This window comes from Streptomyces sp. NPDC053048 (assembly GCF_044547045.1).
Taxonomy (GTDB): Bacteria; Actinomycetota; Actinomycetes; order Streptomycetales; family Streptomycetaceae; genus Streptomyces.
Genome location: NZ_JBITZS010000013.1, coordinates 41491 through 63497, shown reverse-complemented (window position 1 = coordinate 63497; position 22007 = coordinate 41491). Strand labels below are relative to the sequence as shown.

17 protein-coding genes are annotated in these 22007 nt (G+C 73.4%); 13 read left to right on the top strand and 4 right to left on the bottom strand.

The features are described from left to right. Positions 1-44: 44 nt before the first annotated feature. Positions 45-1397, bottom strand: coding sequence for a 4-aminobutyrate--2-oxoglutarate transaminase (gene gabT / locus ACIG36_RS30110; RefSeq protein ID WP_399934653.1), 1353 nt, complete (start codon positions 1395-1397; stop codon positions 45-47). A 304-nt stretch (positions 1398-1701) separates the two neighbouring features. On the opposite strand from gabT, the gene ACIG36_RS30105 reads away from it, so the two are divergent. The 11 genes from ACIG36_RS30105 (at position 1702) to ACIG36_RS30055 (ending at position 18048) form a co-directional block, all read left to right on the top strand. Continuing rightward, on the top strand, positions 1702-4125 hold the full coding sequence (locus ACIG36_RS30105; protein WP_399934650.1) for an ATP/GTP-binding protein: 2424 nt from the start codon (positions 1702-1704) through the stop codon (positions 4123-4125). A gap of 117 nt (positions 4126-4242) precedes the next feature. Further along, positions 4243-5838 carry a PucR family transcriptional regulator gene (locus ACIG36_RS30100; protein WP_399934647.1) on the top strand — a complete coding sequence of 532 codons (1596 nt, stop codon included), beginning with the start codon at positions 4243-4245 and terminating at the stop codon, positions 5836-5838. Between the two features lie 164 nt (positions 5839-6002). Continuing rightward, complete coding sequence (locus ACIG36_RS30095; protein ID WP_399934644.1) at positions 6003-7448, top strand: aldehyde dehydrogenase family protein; 1446 nt, start codon at positions 6003-6005, stop codon at positions 7446-7448. Between the two features lie 155 nt (positions 7449-7603). Next, entirely contained in the window at positions 7604-8347 is a 744-nt protein-coding gene (locus ACIG36_RS30090; RefSeq protein WP_399934641.1) for a response regulator, read from the top strand. Between the two features lie 141 nt (positions 8348-8488). Next, positions 8489-10423: an acyl-CoA dehydrogenase family protein gene (locus tag ACIG36_RS30085; protein WP_399934638.1), complete on the top strand. Its 1935-nt coding sequence runs from the start codon at positions 8489-8491 to the stop codon at positions 10421-10423. 73 nt (positions 10424-10496) lie between these two features. Further along, complete coding sequence (gene dxr / locus ACIG36_RS30080) at positions 10497-11771, top strand: 1-deoxy-D-xylulose-5-phosphate reductoisomerase (RefSeq protein ID WP_399934635.1); 1275 nt, start codon at positions 10497-10499, stop codon at positions 11769-11771. Continuing rightward, positions 11768-13069 carry a M50 family metallopeptidase gene (locus ACIG36_RS30075; RefSeq protein WP_399934632.1) on the top strand — a complete coding sequence of 434 codons (1302 nt, stop codon included), beginning with the start codon at positions 11768-11770 and terminating at the stop codon, positions 13067-13069. Before dxr ends, ACIG36_RS30075 begins: the two co-directional genes overlap by 4 nt. Positions 13070-13233: 164 nt before the next feature. Further along, on the top strand, positions 13234-14391 hold the full coding sequence (gene ispG, locus ACIG36_RS30070) for a flavodoxin-dependent (E)-4-hydroxy-3-methylbut-2-enyl-diphosphate synthase (RefSeq protein WP_399934629.1): 1158 nt from the start codon (positions 13234-13236) through the stop codon (positions 14389-14391). A 447-nt stretch (positions 14392-14838) separates the two neighbouring features. Then, complete coding sequence (locus tag ACIG36_RS30065) at positions 14839-15684, top strand: GNAT family N-acetyltransferase (protein WP_399934626.1); 846 nt, start codon at positions 14839-14841, stop codon at positions 15682-15684. Between the two features lie 36 nt (positions 15685-15720). Next, entirely contained in the window at positions 15721-16254 is a 534-nt protein-coding gene (locus tag ACIG36_RS30060; protein ID WP_399934622.1) for a GNAT family N-acetyltransferase, read from the top strand. A 99-nt stretch (positions 16255-16353) separates the two neighbouring features. Continuing rightward, positions 16354-18048, top strand: a complete 1695-nt coding sequence (locus ACIG36_RS30055; protein WP_399934619.1) for a proline--tRNA ligase — start codon at positions 16354-16356, stop codon at positions 18046-18048. Between the two features lie 196 nt (positions 18049-18244). Here the strand turns inward: ACIG36_RS30055 and ACIG36_RS30050 are convergent, their stop codons facing one another. From ACIG36_RS30050 to ACIG36_RS30040, 3 genes are read right to left on the bottom strand one after another with little or no spacing between them, the layout of a single operon-like run. Further along, positions 18245-19186 carry an aminoglycoside phosphotransferase family protein gene (locus tag ACIG36_RS30050; RefSeq protein ID WP_399934616.1) on the bottom strand — a complete coding sequence of 314 codons (942 nt, stop codon included), beginning with the start codon at positions 19184-19186 and terminating at the stop codon, positions 18245-18247. A gap of 47 nt (positions 19187-19233) precedes the next feature. Beyond that, entirely contained in the window at positions 19234-19680 is a 447-nt protein-coding gene (locus ACIG36_RS30045) for a ferritin-like domain-containing protein (RefSeq protein WP_399934613.1), read from the bottom strand. Continuing rightward, positions 19677-20222, bottom strand: a complete 546-nt coding sequence (locus tag ACIG36_RS30040) for a hypothetical protein (protein WP_399934611.1) — start codon at positions 20220-20222, stop codon at positions 19677-19679. The genes ACIG36_RS30045 and ACIG36_RS30040 overlap by 4 nt, the downstream gene beginning before the upstream one ends. Before the next feature lie 170 nt (positions 20223-20392). Between ACIG36_RS30040 and rimP the strand changes: the two genes are divergently transcribed. Together rimP and nusA are read left to right on the top strand one after the other, a co-directional pair. Then, on the top strand, positions 20393-20947 hold the full coding sequence (rimP, locus tag ACIG36_RS30035) for a ribosome maturation factor RimP (protein WP_399934608.1): 555 nt from the start codon (positions 20393-20395) through the stop codon (positions 20945-20947). A gap of 2 nt (positions 20948-20949) precedes the next feature. Further along, a complete protein-coding gene (gene nusA / locus ACIG36_RS30030) occupies positions 20950-21939 on the top strand; it encodes a transcription termination factor NusA (RefSeq protein WP_399934605.1) in 990 nt (329 codons plus the stop codon). The last annotated feature ends 68 nt before the right edge of the window (positions 21940-22007 follow it).

The following is a 22007-nucleotide window of genomic DNA, read 5'->3' as shown; positions in this document are numbered from 1 at the left end:
GCCCCGCACAGGTTCTTCACTCCGTTACGGGGCGGAAACTTCGGTCACAGGCGTGCGAACGCGCCCTCGATGATGTCGAGGCCCTCGTTGAGCAGGTCCTCGCCGATGACCAGCGGCGGCAGGAAGCGCAGCACGTTGCCGTAGGTGCCGCAGGTGAGGACGATCAGGCCCTCCGCGTGGCAGGCCTTGGCCAGCGCGCCGGCGGCCTCCGGGTGGGGCTCCTTGGTGGCGGCGTCCTTGACCAGCTCGATCGCGATCATCGCGCCGCGGCCGCGGATGTCACCGATGACCGGGAACTTCTCCTGCATGGCGGCGAGGCGGCCCTTCATGACCTCCTCGATGCGCTTGGCCTTGGCGTTGAGGTCCAGCTCGCGCATGGTCTCGATGGCGCCCAGCGCACCGGCGCAGGCCACCGGGTTGCCGCCGTAGGTGCCGCCCAGGCCGCCTGCGTGCGCGGCGTCCATGATCTCGGCGCGGCCGGTGACGGCGGCGAGCGGCAGGCCGCCCGCGATGCCCTTGGCGGTGGTGATCAGGTCCGGGACGATGCCCTCGTCCTCGCAGGCGAACCACTGGCCGGTGCGGCAGAAGCCGGACTGGATCTCGTCCGCGACGAAGACGATGCCGTTGTCGTTGGCGAACTTCACGATGGCCGGGAGGAAGCCCTTGGCCGGCTCGATGAAGCCGCCCTCGCCGAGCAGCGGCTCGATGACGATCGCGGCGACGTTCTCGGCGCCGACCTGCTTGGTGATCTGGTCGATGGCCTGGGCGGCGGCCTCGGGGCCGCAGTTCTCCGGGCCGGTCGGCCAGCGGTAGCCGTACGCCACCGGCACGCGGTAGACCTCGGGCGCGAACGGGCCGAAGCCGTGCTTGTACGGCATGTTCTTGGCGGTGAGCGCCATCGTCAGGTTGGTGCGGCCGTGGTAGCCGTGGTCGAAGACAACGACGGCCTGGCGCTTGGTGTACGCGCGGGCGATCTTGACCGCGTTCTCGACGGCCTCGGCGCCCGAGTTGAACAGCGCGGACTTCTTGGCGTGGTCGCCCGGGGTCAGCTCGGCGAGCTGCTCACAGACCTCCACGTAGCCCTCGTAGGGGGTCACCATGAAACAGGTGTGGGTGAAGTCGGCGAGCTGCGCGGAGGCGCGGCGCACCACGGCCTCGGCGCTGGCGCCGACCGAGGTCACGGCGATGCCCGAGCCGAAGTCGATCAGGGAGTTGCCGTCGACGTCCTCGATGACACCGCCGCCCGCGCGCGTGGTGAACACCGGCAGCACCGAGCCGACGCCGCCGGCGACGGTGGCGGTGCGGCGGGCCTGGAGCTCGAGCGACTTGGGGCCGGGGATCGCGGTGACGACGCGGCGCTCCTGGGGGAGGGCGGCGCCTCCGGACAGTTCGGTCATGAGGGGCTCCAGGGGAAGGACGTGGTCATCGGGGTGTGGGGGGCGTTCCCCCCGAAATACTGCAGCAGTCGCAGGCTAGGGGCCGTCGGCGGAGGGAGGCATGCTCCGTTCGGGAGAAGTGCGCGTGCCGCGTTGTCCGCGGCGGACATGGCGGCCTCCGCCGCCCCTCGCGAAGTGATCATGCTCATGAAGGGGGCGCGGCCGGGCCGGGGACGCTGAACTCCCCGCGCACGGCCACTAGATTGGGCCCGGCGACTTCATACGCGTGCACGCACGACCGGCCGGTGGGGGCAAGAGGGCAGCGATGGCAACCGAGGACACGTACGGAGCACCCGACACCCGCGGCCACCGGCCGCCGCCCATGCCCGCGCGACCGCCCGAGCCACCCGCCGAGAGTCCCTTCGTGGCCTGGCTGCGCACCGCCCGCCCGGTCGTCCGGCCCGGCATCTGGCGGCTCGGCCACCGCCCCCGCACGCCCCGCCCGGCCGACGCCGTGCCCGGCCGCCAGCTGGTCAGCGGCGCGATCATCTCCTTCCTGTGCGGCTGGCTGCTGTGGTCGCTGCTGTGGAACGGCTACCTGGGGCCGTACTGGACCTGGCCGCTGCGTGCCATGTCCCCGTGGGAAGCGGGCACCCAGGAGTGGATGGCGGCGTCGTACGTCTACTTCGCGCTGGTCTTCTGCGGGATCGCGTTCCTCTTCGGCCGCATCGGCCGGTGGCGCGAGCTGGGGCGCCGGTACTTCGCGCCGCCGCTGAGGCGGCTCGGCGCGCGGCTGCCGCTGCCGGAGTTCCTTGCCCCCGCCCGGCCGGACCTGATCCCGACGGGCAAGCTCGTCCCGCGTGCCGTCCTCGCCCTCGCCGGCGTCGTCGCCGTCTGGGAGCTGTGCTGGAACGGCGCCTTCGGCACCGTGTGGATCTGGCCGCTGCTCGAGTTCTCGCCCGCCTCCTGGTACGAGCCCCGCGCCTGGTTCTACGCCTCCTACACCTACTACGCGCTCGTCATCGCCCTGCTGCTCGCCCTCGGCGACCGGGCGGGCTGCTGGCGCGAGCTGTGGCGCCGTCACAAGGCCCGCACGGCGGACGACGCGCACGCGCAGCGGCCCGGCCCGCCGGTGCCCGGACCGCGCGCCGGGAGCGACGACGAGGTGCCCGCCGACCTCCCCGACTGGCCCCGGCTGCGGGCCGCCGGCGCGCACGACGCCGCCGACCGGCTGGCCGCCGACGCCCGCGCCGGGCTGATGAACGACGTCGACCACGCCCGCATCGACCGGGCCTGGGACTCCGTGCACCACCAGCCCGGCCGGCTGGCCGCCTTCACCGACACCGTGCTGCGCCACGGCGCCGCCGCCTGCGCCCACCCCTCCGGCGCGCGCGACCTGCCCGTCCGCGCCGCCCAGCACGACCTCGTCACCCGCCAGGTGCGCATCGGCACCGCCGCCGACGACGAACGCAACCCCTACGAGCACCGCGGCGCCGGCTGCGCCCTGGAACCCGCGCTGCTGGGCACCTCGCTGCTGGCCGTCGGCCCGCCCGGCTGCGGGAAGACGGCCCGGCTGGTGCGGCCGGTGCTGGAGTCGCTGTGCCTGCAGGCGCTCGCCGGGCGGGCGGCCGTCGTCGCCGTGGGGGCGGCCGGCGCGGGCCTCGCGCCGGACGAGGCGTTCGACGTCGTGGTCGGGATCGGCCGGGCCGACTCCGCCTACGACCTCGATCTGTACGGGGGCACCGACGACCCCGACGAGGCCGCCGCCATCCTCGCCGAGGGCCTCGTCGGCGACCTGACCGCCACCCTCCCCGGCGGCGACAGCCGGCGGGCCGCCACCGCCCTCGCCCAGCTGCTCGGCCCCTACCGGGCGGCCCACGGGCGCTTCCCGTCCGTCCCCGAGCTGCGCGAGCTCCTGGACGGATCCTCGGCCGCCCTCGGCGCGCTGCGCGACGTGCTGGCGGCCGGCGGTCACGACGCGCTCGTCCGGGAGCTCGACGCCCGCGAGCGGCAGGCGCAGCGGCCCGGCGACGCCGGGCCCGTGCTCGCCGACCGCCTCGCGCTCCTGGACCGGCCGGCCTTCGCGCGCTTCTTCACCACCGGCGACCCCGGCCGCACCTTCTCCCTGCGCGCCCTCGAGCACCCGCTGCGGGTCCGCATCGACCTGCCCGAGCGCGGGCACGCCGAGGCGTCCCGGCTGCTGGCCCGACTGGTGCTGGCCCAGTTCACCGAGTGCGCCGCCGGCCGGGCCGACCGGTCGCTGTTCGCCTGCCTGGTCCTGGACGACGCCACCCACACCGTCACCGCCGAGGCCGTCCGCGGCCTGGGCCGGCTGCGCTCGGCCAACGCGGGCGCGGTGCTGACCCTGCGCACCCTCGACGACGTGCCCGAGGCGCTGCGCAGCGCGCTGCTCGGCTCGGTCGGCTGCCGGATGGCGTTCTCCGGGGTGACCACGTGGGACGGGGCGCGCTTCGCCGAGGTGTGGGGCAAGGAGTGGGTGGAGACCCGCGACGTCACCGACCGCCAGGTCATCGCGCACGAGCCGCTGACCCGGGCGATGCACGTGCTGCGGCACGTCGTGACGGGCCGCGCGGTCACCGCGCAGTCGGTGACGGTGCGCACGGTCGAGCGGGAGCGCTGGTCGGCGTCCGAGCTGGCGCACACCGTGCCCGCCGGGCACGCGGTGCTGTCGGTGACGTCGGTACGGGGCGGCAGCGCCCCGCCGGTCCTGGTCGACCTGGAGCGGTGAGCGCGCGGCGGGCGCGCGCACGCGCGCGTTCCCGCGCAATGCTCCACTGAGGCAGAATCGGTCACAGCCGTTCATACGGGACGGCACCGTCACCGCGCCGCTCCACCCGAAGGTGCCATGCCCCTCACGCTCGCCTCCCTGGTCAACCACTCCGCGCTCAAGCTCACCGTGCTCGCCGGAGCGGACCGGCTGGACACGCCCGTGCGCTGGGCGCACGTCAGCGAGCTGGCCGACCCGGTGCCGTGGATGGACGGCGGGGAGCTGCTGCTGATCACGGCGATGAAGATCGACGCGGCGGACGACGAGGCGATGCGCCGCTATGTGCGGCGCCTGGTGCGCGCCGGAGTGGTCGGGCTCGGCTTCGCCGTCGGCGTCAACTACGACCAGGTGCCGCGGGCGCTGATCCGGGCGGCGGAGGAGGAGGACCTGCCGCTGCTGGAGGTGCCGCGCCGCACCCCGTTCCTCGCCATCACCAAGGCCGTCTCGGCGGCCATCGCCGCCGACCAGTACCGCGCGGTGACTGCCGGCTTCGAGGCCCAGCGCGAACTGACCCGGGCCGCGCTCGCCCCCGAGGGCCCCGCCGCGCTGCTCGCCCGGCTCGCGGCCCACCTCGGCGGCTGGGCCGCGCTCTACGACGCCTCCGGCGCGGTCGTCGCCGCGGCGCCCGACTGGGCAGCCCGCCGCGCGGCCCGGCTGCGCGGCGACGTGGAGCGGCTGCGCGCCCGGCCCGCGCCGGCCAGCGCCGTCGTCGGCGCGGGCGACGACGAGGAGGGCGGCGACCGCGTCGAGCTGCAGTCCCTCGGCTCCGGCCGCCGCACCCGGGGCGTCCTGGCCGTCGGCACCGACGAGCCGCTGGGCACCGCCGAACGCTACGCCGTGCACTCCGCCATCGCGCTCCTCACCCTGACCACCGAGCGCTCGCGCGCCCTGCAGGACGCCGAGCAGCGCCTGGGCGCCGCCGTGCTGCGGATGCTGCTGGCCGGCGAGCCGGAGCACGCGCGCGCGGTGGCGGGGGAGCTGTACGGGGGGCTGCTCGACGGCCCGTTCCGGCTGCTCGTCGCGGAGGCGGAGGAGGCGGACCCGCGCGGTGAGCCGGCGGCGCTCGCCGACGCGGCGGAGAACGCGGCAGGCCGGGCGGCCGAGCCCGTACTGATCGTTCCGCAGGGCACCCGGGTCGTCATCCTCGCTGCCGACGGCAGCGCCGCCGTGGAGGCATGCCTCGCCCACGCGCGCGTGGCGGAAGCCGACCGGCGCGCCGCGGGCACCGAGCGCGCCGGCTCCGGCGGGGCGGCCGCCGGGCTGTCCGCGCCCACCGGCCCCACCGGGGCGGCGGCCGCCTTCCGGCAGGCCGAACAGGCCCTGTCCGTGGCCCGGCGCCGCGGCCGCTTCCTGGTCGCTCACGAGGAGGTCGCCGCCGGCTCCGTGCTGCCCCTGCTGGCCGACGACGCGGTGCGGGCCTTCGCGGACGGCATGCTGCGTGCCCTGTACGAGCACGACGCGACCGGCCGGGGCGATTTGGTCGCCTCCCTGCGCGCCTGGCTGGCCCGCCACGGCCAGTGGGACGCGGCGGCGGCCGACCTGGGCGTCCACCGCCACACACTGCGCTACCGGATGCGGCGCGTGGAGGAGATCCTGGGCCGCTCGCTGGACGACCCGGACGCCCGGATGGAGCTGTGGCTGGCGCTGAAGGCGACGTCGGGACCCGCGGAGTAACGCCGGGCGGCCTCCGGCGCGGCCACGGGCGGCGAACGGCCGACCGTCCACGCCAATGCGGTGCACCCGTGCCGTTGCCCGCTCCATGACGGATAAACAGCCGGGGGCCGCCCCGCACCTACGGTGGGGGAGCCAATTTCGTCTGCACCCCCCGGAGGGAATCCGTGACTGCTCCCCACGCGTTCTGGCTGGCCGGCCGCGAGGCCACCGGCGAGGAGACCTTCGACGTCACGAACTCCTGGGACGGCCGTCTCGTCGGCACCGTGAGCGTGCCCACCGACGCGCAGGTCGAGGAGGCCGTCACGGCCGCCCACGCCGTGCGCGAGGAGTTCGCGGCGACGCCCGCGCACGTGCGCACCGCGGCCCTCGACCACGTCGCCAAGCGGCTCACCGAGCGCACCGAGGAGATCGCCCAGCTGATCTCCGCCGAGAACGGCAAGCCCATCAAGTGGGCCCGCGGCGAGGTCGGCCGTGCCGTCTCCGTCTTCCGCTGGGCCGCCGAGGAGGCCCGCCGCTTCAACGCCGGCGACGCCCAGCGCCTGGACACCGACCCCGGCTCCACCGGCCGCCTCGCGCTGACCCGCCGCGTCCCGCGCGGCACGGTCCTCGGCATCGCGCCCTTCAACTTCCCGCTCAACCTGAGCGCCCACAAGGTCGCCCCGGCCATCGCCGTCGGCGCGCCCATCATCCTCAAGCCCGCCCCGGCTACCCCCATCTCCTCCCTGGTGCTGGGCGAGATCCTCGCCGAGACGGACCTGCCGGCCGGCTCCTGGAGCGTGCTGCCGGTGCCCAACGACCGCATGCCCGCCCTCGTGCAGGACGAGCGGCTGCCCGTCATCTCCTTCACCGGCTCCGGCCCGGTCGGCTGGTCGATCCTCGACTCCGCCCCGCGCAAGCACGTCACCCTCGAGCTCGGCGGCAACGGCGCGGCCGTCGTCCTCGCCGACTGGTCCTCCGAGGCGGACCTGGACTGGGCGGCGCAGCGCATCGCCACCTTCTCCAACTACCAGGGCGGCCAGTCCTGCATCTCGGTGCAGCGCGTCATCGCCGACGCCTCGCTGTACGAGCGGCTGCTGCCCAAGGTCGTCGCGGCCGTCGAGGCGCAGGTGACGGGCGACCCGTCCGACGCCGCCACCGACGTCGGCCCGCTGGTCAGCGAGGACGCCGCCAAGCGCGTGGAGTCCTGGGTGGACGAGGCCGTCGCGGCCGGCGCGAAGCTGCTGACCGGCGGCAAGCGCGAGGGCGCCACCTACGCGCCCACCGTGCTGGCCGACGTCCCGGCCGGCGTGACCATCGCCTGCGAGGAGGTCTTCGGCCCGGTCCTGACCATCACCAGGGCCGAGGGCGAGGAGGCGGCGTTCGCGGCCGTCAACGACTCCCCGTACGGCCTGCAGGCCGGTGTCTTCACGCACGACCTGCAGACCGCCTTCCGCGCCCACCGCGCCCTGGAGGTCGGCGGCGTGGTCATCGGCGACGTGCCGTCCTACCGCGCCGACCAGATGCCCTACGGCGGCGCCAAGCAGTCGGGCGTGGGCCGCGAGGGCGTGCGCTACGCGATGGACGACTACACCTACGAGCGGGTGCTGGTCCTGACCGGCCTGGCGCTCTAGCCCCCGGGCCGGACCCGCGGCCCGGCCGGCTCCGCCTATTGGCGCGCGCGACAATATCGCGCACGCGTGCGCTCTGGCACCGTAACGGTGCCGGAGCGCACTGCTGTCCGCCGGGGAAACGTTTCCTCCGGTGTGCCGGGGAGGGGGCCGCGACGATGACGCAAGAGGCCGGGCAGTGGGGGCCCGCCGGGCCGGGTGACGGCGGCGACGGCGGCGGCGATGGCGCCGACGTCAGGGTTCTGGTCGTCGACGACCAGATCCTCATCCGCGCGGGCGTGGCCGCCCTGCTGCGGGCCGCCCCTGGCATGACGGTCGTCGGCGAGGCCGCCGACGGCGAGGAGGCCGTCGCGCTGGCCGCCCACCTCCGCCCCGACGTGGTCCTGATGGACATCCGCATGCCCGGCCTCAGCGGCATCGACGCCACCGAACGCATCCTCGCCCAGGCGTCCGGCCCGGCCCCCCGGGTGCTGGTGCTCACCACCTTCGACCTCGACGAGTACGTCTACGCCGCCCTGCGCGCGGGCGCCGCCGGCTTCCTGCTCAAGGACGTGGACCCGCGGCGGCTGCTGGCCGCCGTCGCCGCGGTGGCGGGCGGGGACGCCCTCTTCGCGCCCAGCGTCACCCGCCGCCTCGTCGAGACCTTCACCCGGCGCCCGGACGTCCCCGCCGCCGCGCCGCCCGACAGCCTGCGGACGCTCACCTGCCGCGAGCGGGAGGTGCTGCGGCTGACCGGGCGCGGCCTGTCCAACGCCGAGATCGCCGCCGAACTCGTCATCGGCGAGGCCACCGTCAAGACCCACCTCAACCGCGCCATGACCAAACTCAACCTCTGCAGCCGCGCCCAGGCCGTCGTCGTCGCCTACGAGAGCGGCCTGGTCACCCCCGGCGCACAGCACTGAGCCCGGCTCGGCCGCAAGAGCGCGAACCCTTGCCCGGGGGCTGGTAGAGGGCGTAAGGATCGGGTAGGTACATACGGACGAGTAGCACCGGTCGGTAGTCGACCGGGACAACCGCCCCGACTTCACACGGTGAGGTGCCTCATGACCGCACCATCCGTACGGCCGGTCTCCGAGCGCGAAGCGCGCCAGGTCGCCGAAGCGGCCCGGCAGCAGGACTGGCACAAGCCCAGCTTCGCCAAGGAGCTCTTCCTCGGCCGGTTCCGGCTGGACCTGCTCCACCCCCACCCGACCCCGGCGCCCGACGACGTGCGGCGCGGCGAGGAGTTCCTCGCCAAGCTGCGCGACTTCTGCGAGACCCGGATCGACAGCGCCCGCATCGAGCGCGAGGCGAGGATCCCGGACGAGACGGTCAACGGGCTCAAGGAGCTCGGCGCCTTCGGCATGAAGATCGACATCAAGTACGGCGGGCTCGGCCTCACCCAGGTCTACTACAACAAGGCCCTCTCCCTCATCGGCTCCGCCAGCCCCGTCGTCGGCGCGCTGCTGTCCGCCCACCAGTCCATCGGCGTGCCCCAGCCGCTCAAGCTCTTCGGCACCCAGGAGCAGAAGGACCGCTTCCTGCCGCGCTGCGCGCGCACCGACATCACCGCCTTCCTGCTCACCGAGCCCGACGTCGGCTCCGACCCCGCCCGCCTCGCCACGACCGCCGTGCCCGACGGCGACGACTACGTCCTCGACGGCGTCAAGCTGTGGACCACCAACGGCGTCGTCGCCGACCTGCTCGTCGTGATGGCCCGGGTCCCCCGGAGCGAGGGCCACAAGGGCGGCATCACCGCCTTCGTCGTCGAGGCGGCCGCCGAGGGCGTCACGGTCGAGAACCGCAACGCCTTCATGGGCCTGCGCGGCATCGAGAACGGCGTCACCCGCTTCCACCAGGTCCGCGTGCCCGCCGCCAACCGCATCGGGCCCGAGGGCGCCGGCCTGAAGATCGCGCTGACCACGCTCAACACCGGCCGGCTGTCCATCCCCGCCATGTGCGTCTCCGGCGGCAAATGGGCCCTGAAGATCTCCCGCGAGTGGTCCACCGCGCGCGAGCAGTGGGGCAAGCCCATCGCCCGCCACGAGGCCGTCGGCTCGAAGATCTCCTTCATCGCCGCGACCACCTTCGCCCTGGAGGCGATCCTCGACCTCTCCAGCCAGATGGCCGACGAGGACCGCAACGACATCCGCATCGAGGCCGCCCTCGCCAAGCTCTACGCCAGCGAGATGGCCTGGCTGATGACGGACGAGCTGGTCCAGATCCGCGGCGGCCGCGGCTACGAGAGCGCGGCCTCCCTCGCCGCCCGCGGCGAGCGCGCGGTACCGGCCGAGCAGATGCTGCGCGACTCGCGCATCAACCGCATCTTCGAGGGCTCCACCGAGATCATGCACCTGCTCATCGCCCGCGAGGCGGTCGACGCCCACCTCTCCGTGGCCGGCGACCTCATCGACCCCGACAAGTCCCTCGGCGACAAGGCCAGGGCAGGCGCCCGCGCCGGCGGCTTCTACGCCCGCTGGCTGCCCAAGCTGATGGCGGGCCCCGGACAGTTGCCGCGCACCTACTCCGAGTTCCACCCGGCCGGCCACCGCGACCTCTCCGGCCACCTGCGCTACGTCGAACGCGCCTCCCGCAGGCTCGCCCGCTCCACCTTCTACGCCATGTCCCGCTGGCAGGGCCGCATGGAGACCAAGCAGGGCTTCCTCGGCCGCATCGTCGACATCGGCGCCGAGCTGTTCGCCATGAGCGCCGCCTGCGTGCGCGCCGAGCACCTGCGCATCCGCGGCGACCACGGCAGCGAGGCCTACCAGCTCGCCGACGCCTTCTGCCGGCAGTCCCGCATCCGCGTCGAGGAGCTCTTCCGGCGGCTGTGGACCAACACCGACGACCTCGACCGCAAGGTCGTCTCCGGCGTGATGTCCGGCTCCTACGAGTGGCTGGAGAGCGGCATCGTCGACCCCAGCGGCGACGGACCCTGGATCGCCGACGCCACCCCCGGCCCCTCCAAGGCCGAGAACGTCCACCGCCCGATCCGCTGAACCCCTCCCGCCCGTGGCCGCCGCGCGGGACGCCCCTGTCGGGCGGCCGCGGCGCAGCGGCCACAATGGGGGAATGACGGACTCCCTTGCTGACCCGCACCTGCGCTACTCCGCCCCCGCCACCGCCGGCGGGGGACCGCGCGAGATCGTGATCCTCGGCTCGACCGGCTCGATCGGCACCCAGGCCATCGACCTCGTGCTGCGCAACCCCGACCGCTTCACGGTGACCGCCCTGTCGGCCGCCGGTGGCCGGGTGGAGCTGCTCGCCGAGCAGGCACGGCAGCTGCGGGTGCGCACGGTCGCCGTGGCGCAGGAGGACAAGGCCCCGGCGCTGCGCGAGGCGCTGGCCGCGCGCTACGGCACCGAGCCGCTGCCGGAGATCCTGGCCGGGCCCGACGCGGCCACCGAGTTGGCCCGCAGCCAGTGCCACACGGTCCTCAACGGCATCACCGGCTCCATCGGCCTGGCGCCCACCCTCGCCGCCCTGGAGGCCGGCCGGACGCTGGCCCTGGCCAACAAGGAGTCGCTGATCGTCGGCGGTCCGCTGGTGAAGGCGGTCGCCAAGCCGGGGCAGATCATCCCCGTCGACTCCGAGCACGCGGCCCTCTTCCAGGCCCTGCTGGGTGGCACCCGCGCCGAGGTCCGCAAGCTGGTCGTCACCGCCTCCGGCGGCCCGTTCCGCGGCCGTACCAAGGCGGAGCTGTCCTCCGTCACCCCGCGGGACGCCCTGGCCCACCCCACCTGGTCCATGGGCCCGGTGATCACGATCAACTCCGCCACCCTGGTCAACAAGGGGCTGGAGGTCATCGAGGCCCACCTGCTCTACGACATCCCCTTCGACCGCATCGAGGTCGTCGTCCACCCGCAGTCCTACGTCCACTCGATGGTGGAATTCACCGACGGCTCCACGCTCGCCCAGGCCACCCCGCCGGACATGCGCGGCCCCATCGCCATCGGCCTCGGCTGGCCCGAGCGGGTGCCCGACGCGGCCCCCGCCTTCGACTGGTCCAAGGCCTCCACCTGGGAGTTCTTCCCGCTCGACGACGAGGCCTTCCCCTCCGTCGGCCTCGCCCGGCACGTCGGCACCCTCGGCGGCACCGCGCCCGCCGTCTTCAACGCCGCCAATGAGGAGTGCGTCGACGCGTTCCTGAGCGGACAGCTGCCGTTCAATGGGATCGTGGACACCGTCGCCGAGGTGGTCGCGGAACACGGCATCCCCGCCGCGGGAACCCGCCTGACCGTCTCGGACGTCCTGCAAGCGGAGACCTGGGCACGCGCTCGGGCCCGTGAACTGGCGGCCCGTACGGGCGCCCGTACGGCGAAAGCGACCTCGGAGGCCCGCGCATGACGACACTGATGACCATCCTCGGGATAGTCGTCTTCGTGGTGGGCCTGCTCTTCTCCATCGCCTGGCACGAACTGGGCCACCTCTCCACCGCCAAGCTGTTCGGCATCCGGGTGCCGCAGTACATGGTCGGCTTCGGCCCGACGCTGTTCTCCCGCACCCGGGGCGAGACCGAGTACGGCATCAAGGCCATCCCGCTCGGCGGCTACATCCGCATGATCGGCATGTTCCCGCCCGGCGAGGACGGGAAGGTGAGCGCCCGCTCCACCTCCCCCTGGCGCGGCATGATCGAGGACGCCCGCTCGGCCGCCTACGAGGAGCTGCGGCCCGGCGACGAGACCCGGATGTTCTACACGCGCAAGCCCTGGAAGCGCGTGATCGTGATGTTCGCCGGGCCGTTCATGAACCTGGTCCTGGCGGTCGCGGTCTTCCTCGGCGTGATGATGTCGTTCGGCATCAACACCCAGACCACCACCGTCTCGGCCGTCTCGGACTGTGTGGTCTCCGCCAGCGCCGCCACCGACAAGTGCCCGGCGGGCGCCAAGGACTCCCCGGCCAAGGCGGCCGGCCTCCAGCCCAAGGACCGGATCGTCGCGTTCAACGGCCACAAGGCCACCGACTGGACGACGCTCCAGAAGGAGATCCGCAGGACCACCGGCCCCGCGACGATCACGGTCGTGCGCGACGGCGAGCAGAAGACCCTCAACGCGGACCTGATCTCCAACCAGGTCCAGAAGTACGACAGCAAGGGCGCCCCCATCAAGGGCGAGTACGTCACCGCCGGCTTCCTCGGCTTCACCCCCGCCACCGGCGTCGTCCAGCAGTCCTTCGGACAGTCCGTCGACCGTATGGGCGACATGGTGCAGTCCGGCGTGGAGTCGCTGATCGCGCTGCCCGGCAAGGTCCCCGACCTGTGGAACGCGGCCTTCGACGGCGGTGAGCGCAAGCCCGACTCGCCCATGGGCGTCGTCGGCGCCGCCCGCGTCGGCGGCGAGGTCTTCAACCTCGACATCCCGCCGTCGCAGCAGATCGCGACCATGCTCTTCCTGGTCGCCGGCTTCAACCTCTCGCTGTTCCTGTTCAACATGCTGCCGCTGCTGCCGCTGGACGGCGGGCACATCGCCGGCGCCCTGTGGGAGTCGGTCCGGCGGACCTTCGCCAAGGTCTTCCGGCGCCCCGACCCGGGCCCGTTCGACGTCGCCAAGCTGATGCCGGTCGCCTACGTGGTGGCGGGGATCTTCGTCTGCTTCACCCTGCTGGTGCTCATCGCGGACGTGGTCAACCCGGTGCGCATCACCTGAGCGGCATCCGATTGTGACGGCCGGGCACGCTTTGTGCCCGGCCGTCTGTGTTTGGGTGGTGTTCAGGCCGTGATGTGCTTCGGGTGGATCGCTTGCCGTAACCTCGGAGACCGGAGCCCGCCGATCTCGGGACCATGATTTAAGACCTTGGGGTTGCTCGCCAGATGACTGCGATTTCGCTTGGAATGCCTTCCGTTCCGACCAAGCTCGCCGACCGCAGGGTCAGCCGCAAGATCCAGGTCGGGTCCGTGGCCGTCGGCGGCGACGCGCCGGTCTCGGTGCAGTCCATGACGACCACGCGCACCTCGGACATCGGCGCGACGCTGCAGCAGATCGCCGAGCTCACCGCATCCGGCTGCCAGATCGTGCGCGTCGCCTGCCCGACCCAGGACGACGCCGATGCCCTGCCGATCATCGCGAAGAAGTCCCAGATCCCCGTAATCGCGGACATCCACTTCCAGCCGAAGTACGTCTTCGCCGCCATCGACGCCGGCTGCGCCGCGGTCCGGGTCAACCCGGGCAACATCAAGCAGTTCGACGACAAGGTCAAGGAGATCGCCAAGGCCGCCGGCGACGCCGGCACCCCGATCCGCATCGGCGTCAACGCCGGCTCCCTCGACCGCCGCCTGCTGCAGAAGTACGGCAAGGCCACCCCCGAGGCCCTCGTCGAGTCCGCCCTGTGGGAGGCCTCCCTCTTCGAGGAGCACGGCTTCCGGGACATCAAGATCTCGGTCAAGCACAACGACCCCGTCGTGATGGTCAACGCCTACCGGCAGCTGGCCGCCCAGTGCGACTACCCCCTCCACCTCGGCGTCACCGAGGCGGGCCCGGCCTTCCAGGGCACCATCAAGTCGGCCGTCGCCTTCGGCGCGCTGCTCTCCGAGGGCATCGGCGACACCATCAGGGTCTCCCTCTCCGCCCCGCCGGCCGAGGAGATCAAGGTCGGCATCCAGATCCTGGAGTCCCTCAACCTCCGCCAGCGCCGGCTGGAGATCGTCTCCTGCCCGTCCTGCGGCCGCGCCCAGGTCGACGTCTACAAGCTGGCCGAGGAGGTCACGGCGGGCCTGGAGGGCATGGAGGTGCCGTTGCGCGTGGCCGTCATGGGCTGCGTCGTCAACGGCCCCGGCGAGGCCCGCGAGGCCGACCTGGGCGTCGCCTCCGGCAACGGCAAGGGCCAGATCTTCGTCAAGGGCGAGGTCATCAAGACCGTCCCCGAGTCGAAGATCGTGGAGACCCTCATCGAAGAGGCCATGAAGATCGCCGAACAGATGGAAAAGGACGGCGTCGCCTCCGGCGAGCCTTCTGTAAGCGTCGCGGGCTGACCCAGCCGGTACCCGGCGACGGACGGCCGGCCCCACCGGCGGCCCGGTGCCTGAGGCCCAGTTCCGGGTGCGGGCCGGTGGTCGGGTTGTGCCCACCCTCCCCCAGCTACCGCTGGGAGGTGCCCCCAGCCCAGCGGAACGACTGCCCACAACCCGCGGCTGACAGGCGGCGGGAGGGGCCGGGGCGGGCTGGGACGGGCCCTGGCAGGGGCGTAAGGGTTATTTGCGGCGACCTGCCGGGTGAGCTCAACACGTAACCAGAGGCCGTAAATAATCCAGCCCCAGAAGGGCCCGGCCCAGACCGCCCCGGCCCCGCCCCACAACGCACCCGCACTCGCACCCAGCACGCACCCGGCACGAGGGAGCCCCCCGCGCACAGCGGAGAGGTACAGTGCCAGGACCAGTCCCCCATGGCCCCCGGCCCGCGACGGTGAGGCAATCCCACTCGTGCTGACGACGACCACCACCAGGGTCCTGGAGCCCGGCGACCTCGACGCGGCCCTCGCCGTCCTCGACCGCGACCCTGTCGCCAACGCCTTCGTCGCCGCGCGCGTCCAGGTCGCCGGCCTCGACCCCTGGCGGCTCGGCGGCGAGATGTGGGGCTGGTACGCGGGCGGCCGCCTGGAGTCGCTGTGCTACGCGGGCGCCAACCTCGTCCCCATCTGCGCCGGCCCGGAGGCCGTACGGGCCTTCGCGGACCGCGCCCGCCGCTCCGGCCGCCGCTGCTCCTCCATCGTCGGCCCGGCCGGGCCCACCGCCGAGCTGTGGTCCCTCCTCGAGCCGCACTGGGGCCCCGCCCGCGAGGTCCGCGCCCACCAGCCGCTGATGGTCACCCGCTCGCTGCCCGCCGGCATCGAGCCCGACCCGCTCGTGCGCCGCGTCCGCAAGGACGAGATGGACGTGATCATGCCGGCGTGCGTGGCCATGTTCACCGAGGAGGTCGGCGTCTCGCCGCTCGCCGGGGACGGCGGCCTGCTCTACCAGGCCCGTGTCGCCGAGCTCGTCGGCTCCGGGCGTTCCTTCGCCCGGATCGAGGACGGCCGGGTGGTCTTCAAGGCCGAGATCGGCGCCGCCACCGACCGGGCCTGCCAGATCCAGGGCGTCTGGGTCGCCCCCGAACACCGCGGCCGCGGCCTGTCGGTGACCGGCATGGCCGCCGTCCTGCGGCACGCCCTGAGCGAGGTCTCCCCGTTGGTGAGCCTGTACGTCAACGACTACAACACCGCCGCGCGGGCCACCTACCGGCGGGTGGGGTTCGAGGAGACCGGCGCGTTCATGAGCGTGCTGTTCTGAGCGCCCTTCGATGGCACGTACGGGTAGCCTCCCCGCATGAATGACATCGCGGTCGGACCGCTCGACCTCGCCGCGCGGGTGGACGAGGCGCTGGCCGTGCAGGCGGTCGCCTTCGGGCTCACCCCGGAGGAGATCGGCGTGCGGCGCCACATCGTGCTGCGGCACCTGGAGTGCCCGGGGGCGCGGGCGCTGGGCGCCACCACGCCCGAGGGGCGGCTGGTGGGCTTCGTCTACGGCATGCCCAACGACCGTACGCACTGGTGGTCCACGGTGGTCGAACCGTATCTGCGCGCGAACGGCAACGACGGCTGGCTGGACGACTCCTTCGTCATCACCGAACTGCACGTCCACCCCGGCTATCAGAACCGGCGGATCGGACGGACCCTGATCACCGCCATCACCGCCACCGCCGACGAGCCCCGCTCCATCCTCTCCGCCATCGACAAGGAGAGCCCGGCCCGCGCCCTCTACCGGAAGCTGGGATACCGGGACCTGGCCCGCAATGTGCACTTCCCCAGCGCCACCCGGCCCTACGCGGTGATGGGGGCGCCGCTCCCGCTGCCCGACTGACAAATCGCTACGCTCTGTCAGCGGCTGCCGCTAGTCTCCTGGCCATCGCACCACGCCCGCACACCCGTCCGCAGTTACGCACGTCCGCAGGAGACCGTCATGGCCCACGTCCAGCGCATGTCCACGATGATGATCAAGACACTGCGCGACGACCCGGCCGACGCCGAGACCGCCAGCCACCGGCTGCTGGTCCGCGCCGGCTACGTCCGCCGCTCCTCGGCGGGGGTGTGGACGTGGCTGCCGCTCGGCAAGAAGGTCCTCGACAACGTCTCGCGCGTGGTGCGCGAGGAGATGGACGCCATCGGCGGCCAGGAGGTCCTGCTGCCCGCGCTGCTGCCCAAGGAGCCGTACGAGACCAGCGGGCGCTGGGAGGAGTACGGGGACCTGCTCTTCCGGCTCCGCGACCGCAAGGGCGCCGACTACCTCCTCGGGCCCACGCACGAGGAGATCTTCACCCTCACCGTCAAGGACCAGTGCACGTCCTACAAGGACCTGCCGGTGATCCTCTATCAGATCCAGACCAAGTACCGGGACGAGGCCCGCCCCCGCTCGGGCGTGCTGCGCGGCCGCGAGTTCCAGATGAAGGACTCCTACTCCTTCGACACCACGGACGAGGGCCTGGCCGAGTCCTACCGGCTGCACCGCGCCGCCTACCGGCGGATCTTCGAACGCCTGGGCCTGGACCACCGCGTCGTCTCCGCCGTCTCGGGCGCGATGGGCGGCTCGGCGTCCGAGGAGTTCCTGGCACCGGCACAGGCCGGCGAGGACACCTTCGTCGACTGCCCGGCGTGCGACTACGCCGCCAACACCGAGGCGGTGACGACGGTCGTGGCCCCCGCCGACCCCTCGGGCCACGGCCCGGTGGAGGAGCTGGACACCCCGGACACCCCCACCATCGAGACCCTCGCCGAGCACCTGGGCGTGCCCGCGTCCGCCACGCTGAAGAACCTGCTCGTCAAGGTCGACGGCAAGATCACGGCCGTCGGCGTGCCCGGCGACCGCGAGGTGGACCTGGGCAAGCTGGGGGAGCACCTGGCGCCCGCCGTGGTGGAGCTGGTGACGGCCGACGACTTCACCGGCCGCCCCGAGCTCGTCCGTGGCTACGTCGGCCCGCAGGGACTGGACATCCCTTACATCGCCGACCCGCGCGTGGCGCCCGGCACCTCCTGGATCACCGGCGCCAACAAGCCGGACACGCACGCCCGCAACGTGGTCTGCGGCCGCGACTTCACCGTGGGCCGCTACCTCGACGTCGTCGTGGTCGAGCCCGGCGACCCCTGCCCCCGCTGCGGGGCCGGCCTGGAGATCGGCCGGGCCATCGAGATCGGCCATATCTTCCAGCTCGGCCGCAAGTACGCCGACGCCTTCGCCCTCGACGTGCTCGGCCCCCAGGGCAAGCCCGTCCGCGTCACCATGGGCTCGTACGGCATCGGCGTCTCCCGTGCCGTCGCCGCCCTCGCCGAGCAGACCCACGACGAGGCGGGCCTGTGCTGGCCGCGCGAGGTGGCCCCGGCGGACGTGCACCTCGTGGCCGCGGGCAAGGCCCTGCAGACCGATCTCGCCGCCGAACTCGCCGGCCGGCTCGCCGAGGCCGGGGTCCGCGTCCTGCTGGACGACCGGGCGGGCGTCTCGCCCGGCGTGAAGTTCACCGACGCGGAGCTGATCGGGGTGCCGTCGATCCTCGTCGTCGGGCGGCGCGCCGGCGAGGGCGTCGTCGAGCTGAAGAACCGTCGGACGGGGGAGAAGGAGGAGCTGACGGTGGACGCGGCGGTGGCCCGGCTGACGGCCCGTTGACGCGCCCGGGGCGCGCCGCCTCACAGGGCACGCCCTAGGGCGTGTCCGATGGGTCGGCACGGGCCCTGCGACGCCTGGCACGGCACCTCGCCGCGTTGTCGCATCACCCGAGTACGCCCAGTACGCGAGTAATGCTCCGCCTTGCGATGCACCGCACCAGACGCCGCAGGACCCGCACCGACCCATCGGACACGCCCTAGAGCAACCCGGCGAACTCCAGCAGCAGTTCGCCCTGCCCCCGCGCGCCCAGCGACAGCTGGTGCGCCCCGGCCAGCGCGGTGCGGAAGAGCGTCCAGCCGCGCAGCCGCTCGGCGTCCACGTCCAGCGACTCCGCCAGCTTCGACACCCGCCGGCGCGCGGCGGCCGCCGCGCCCGGCGAGGCCAGCAGCGTGTCGAGCCGGTCGCGCACCAGCCAGGCGAGGTCGTAGGCCCGCTCGCCGACCAGCGGGCGCGGCGCGACGGCCAGCCAGGGCGACCGGTCGGCCGCCAGGACGTTGCCCTGGTGGTACTCGCCGTGCAGCAGCACGGCCGGCTCCCCGGCGGGGGGCTCGGCCACCAGGGCGCCCTGGAGTTCGAGCGCCTCGTCGAGCAGGGCCCGCGCGTCGGCCGCCCAGGGCTGCTCGCGGTACTCGCGCAATACCCGGGCCGACGCGGTCGTGTGGTCGGTAACGGTCGGGAACGGATGCCCGTCGGCCGGTGGCGGCACCCACAGCCGCTGCAGTGTGGCAGCGGCCTCCAGTTGAGCCTTGGCCTCCGCCAGCGAGCGCAGGCTGACGTCGCCGTGCAGTCGCTCCAGCAGCAGCGCCCCGGCCGGGGCGTCCACGTCCAGCGCGCGCACGGCACTGCGGCCGTCCCAGTGGGCGAGCGCGGCGTGCTCGAGGGCGGCCGAGCCGTCGGGCAGGCAGAGCTTGAGGGCGGCGGGAGTGCCGTCCGGGCGCCGGACGAGGACCACCATGCTGGTGCGGCCGCCGGGCGTCTGCACCCGTTCGGGTGTCAGCTCCCAGCGGGCCAGGCACTCCCGCGCGGTGTGCTGCAGTTCCGCCAGCCAGCGGTGCGCCGCTTCGCCGTAGGCGGGGTCCGAGCTCAGGGTCCGAACCAGCCGCTGCGGCGGTTCGAGGCTGTCATGAGCAGTGGCCATCCCTGAGCTGTCCCTTTCGTCGTCCGCCGGTGGGGCGCCTTCGCTGGTCAGGCCCGTTCGCCGAGCCCAGGGAAGGCTACGCTGCCGCCGCTCCAGCGCACCGCCCGCACCGCCGCTTCGCGCAGTCCGGTCGCCGCCTCGCCGCGCAGCGCGCCGGTGGAGGCCCGCACCAGGTCGGCGTACACGGCCGACAGCCGCCGCTCGAGCTCGGCCGCGAGCCGCACCGCCGACGCGCCGTCGGTCACCGGGAACGGCAGCGTGTAGGCGGCCGCGGCCGCCTCCGGCTCGGCGCCCAGGTCGCGCACCGCACGGATCATGACGTCCCGTCGGGCGCGGTGCGCCTGGTACGCCTCGCGGGCCTCGGCGGCACGGTCCTCCTCGACACGCCCGCCGACGACGCCGTAGCCGTACACGGCGGCGTGTTCCGCCGCGAGGGCGGCCTGCGCGGCCGCGACGGTCGTGCTCTTCGTGCCGGAGCCGGGGGACGCCGTCATGAGTCACCTCCGGTGAGCAGATAGGCGTGCGCCGCGCCGGCGGCCGCCACGGAGGCGAGCAGCCGGGCGAGTTCGGGGGGAGCGGAGGCGAGGTCGGCGGTACGGGCACCGGCCGCGCGGCGCTCGGCGGCGGCGAGCGCGGCGAGCGCCGCGTCCTCGTCGCCGGGCACCTTCGGCCGTTCGGGTGAGGGCGATGCAGAAGCCGAACGAGAGGGTGAGGGGGACGGTGAGGCGGCCGGGTCCGTGCCGAACGCCTCGGCGTGCCGGGCCACTTCGGCCCGCAGCGGCCGCAGCCGCCCGGCCAGCGGCGCGTGGGCGGCGATCGTCGCGTCGTAGCGCTCGAGCAGCCCGGCCGCGTCCCGTGCGGCGTTCCGGCGCAGCCGTTCGGCGGCGGAGGAACGTTCGTCCGCTCCCGCGTCCCCGGCCGAGCAGCCGCCCAGCAGCGCGGCGGCGCCACCGGCCATGAGGGCCGCCGCGGCCCCTGCCAGTACCCTGCGTCTGCGCGGGCCGCCGGTGGCCCGCGTCGTCGTCGTGAGCGGCACGATCCTCTTTCCGCGTCGTCCGGGCATGATCACCGCACGCGAGCGTACCGGCGCGCGGCCGGATGGCCGTGGACCGGGCACCGAATCGTCAGTCGGCTGCCGGAACAGATAGGCTTTGACCTGACACGCGACTTTCCCACAACAGCACACGCGGCCGAGGAGTCACCCGGATGAGCACCACCCAGAGCGAGCGGCTGCGCGAGCTGCTGGCCCCTCTCGTGAGCGCGCGGGAGCTGGACCTGGAAGAGGTCGAGGTGACGCCGGCCGGTAAGCGGCGTGTGCTGCGCATCGTGGTCGACTCCGACGAGGGTGTCCAGCTGGACACCTGCGCGGACCTGAGCCGCGACATCTCCGCGAAGCTCGACGAGACGGACGTCATGGGCGGTACCCCGTACGTCCTCGAGGTCACCTCTCCGGGCGCGGACCGCCCCCTGACCCAGCACCGGCACTACGTCCGGGCCACCGGCCGGCTGATCAAGGCACAGCTGGCCGAGGGCGGCGAGCTCGTCGCGCGGATCGTCTCCGTGGACGACGAGGGCGTGGACCTGGAGGTTCCGGGCGTCAAGGGCCGCAAGCCCACCGCCCGCAGGCTGGCCTTCGGCGAGATCGCCAAGGCGCGCGTGGAAATCGAGTTCAACCGCAAGTCCGTGCAGCAGGAAAACGAGCCGGAAAAGGCCGCGGACATTCACGACGACATTCAAGACGAGATTCAAGAGGAGGCGTAGCCGTGGACATCGACATGAGCGCCCTGCGGGGTCTGGTGCGGGAAAAGGAGATCTCCTTCGACCTGCTGGTCGAGGCGATCGAGTCGGCCCTCCTCATCGCGTACCACCGCACCGAGGGAAGCCGTCGCCGGGCCCGCGTGGAGCTGGACCGGTCGACCGGGCATGTGACGGTGTGGGCCAAGGAGGACCCGCAGGACCTCGCCGAGGGCGAGGAGCCGCGCGAGTTCGACGACACCCCGTCCGGTTTCGGCCGGATCGCCGCGACCACCGCGAAGCAGGTCATCCTCCAGCGTCTGCGCGACGCCGAGGACGAGATCACTTTCGGTGAGTTCGCCGGCCGCGAGGGCGACGTCGTCGCGGGCATCGTGCAGCAGGGCAAGGACCCCAAGAACGTCCTGGTCGACATCGGCAAGCTGGAAGCCATCCTGCCGGTCCAGGAGCAGGTGCCCGGTGAGGAGTACAAGCACGGCACGCGTCTGCGGACGTACGTCGTGCGGGTGGCGAAGGGTGTGCGCGGCCCGTCCGTGACGCTCTCGCGGACCCACCCCAACCTGGTGAAGAAGCTCTTCGCCATGGAGGTCCCGGAGATCGCGGACGGCTCGGTGGAGATCGCCGCCATCGCCCGTGAGGCCGGTCACCGCACCAAGATCGCGGTGCGTTCGACCCGTTCCGGCCTGAACGCCAAGGGCGCCTGCATCGGCCCGATGGGCGGCCGGGTGCGCGCGGTCATGGCCGAGCTGCACGGCGAGAAGATCGACATCGTCGACTGGTCGGACGACCCCGCGGAGCTCGTGGCGCACGCGCTGTCCCCCGCGCGGGTGAGCAAGGTCGAGGTCGTGGACCTCGCCGCCCGCTCCGCCCGGGTGACGGTCCCCGACTACCAGCTCTCCCTCGCCATCGGCAAGGAGGGGCAGAACGCCCGGCTCGCGGCCCGGCTGACCGGCTGGCGGATCGACATCCGCCCGGACACCGAGCAGCAGCAGGGCGAGTAAAGGCGCACGGGAGCGGCAGGGGGCGCGCGAGCGCCCTCCCCGAGCGGCCCGGATTGGTCCGTAAAACG

Coding starts and splice junctions, on each gene's coding strand:
- ispG (WP_399934629.1), top strand. CDS start 13,234: ATGACTGCGATTTCGCTTGGAATGCCTTCCGTTCCGACCAAGCTCGCC.
- dxr (WP_399934635.1), top strand. CDS start 10,497: ATGACGGACTCCCTTGCTGACCCGCACCTGCGCTACTCCGCCCCCGCC.
- rimP (WP_399934608.1), top strand. CDS start 20,393: ATGAGCACCACCCAGAGCGAGCGGCTGCGCGAGCTGCTGGCCCCTCTC.
- ACIG36_RS30045 (WP_399934613.1), bottom strand. CDS start 19,680: ATGACGGCGTCCCCCGGCTCCGGCACGAAGAGCACGACCGTCGCGGCC.
- ACIG36_RS30050 (WP_399934616.1), bottom strand. CDS start 19,186: ATGGCCACTGCTCATGACAGCCTCGAACCGCCGCAGCGGCTGGTTCGG.
- ACIG36_RS30055 (WP_399934619.1), top strand. CDS start 16,354: ATGGCCCACGTCCAGCGCATGTCCACGATGATGATCAAGACACTGCGC.
- ACIG36_RS30100 (WP_399934647.1), top strand. CDS start 4,243: ATGCCCCTCACGCTCGCCTCCCTGGTCAACCACTCCGCGCTCAAGCTC.
- ACIG36_RS30085 (WP_399934638.1), top strand. CDS start 8,489: ATGACCGCACCATCCGTACGGCCGGTCTCCGAGCGCGAAGCGCGCCAG.
- gabT (WP_399934653.1), bottom strand. CDS start 1,397: ATGACCGAACTGTCCGGAGGCGCCGCCCTCCCCCAGGAGCGCCGCGTC.
- ACIG36_RS30105 (WP_399934650.1), top strand. CDS start 1,702: ATGGCAACCGAGGACACGTACGGAGCACCCGACACCCGCGGCCACCGG.
- ACIG36_RS30090 (WP_399934641.1), top strand. CDS start 7,604: ATGACGCAAGAGGCCGGGCAGTGGGGGCCCGCCGGGCCGGGTGACGGC.
- ACIG36_RS30075 (WP_399934632.1), top strand. CDS start 11,768: ATGACGACACTGATGACCATCCTCGGGATAGTCGTCTTCGTGGTGGGC.
- ACIG36_RS30060 (WP_399934622.1), top strand. CDS start 15,721: ATGAATGACATCGCGGTCGGACCGCTCGACCTCGCCGCGCGGGTGGAC.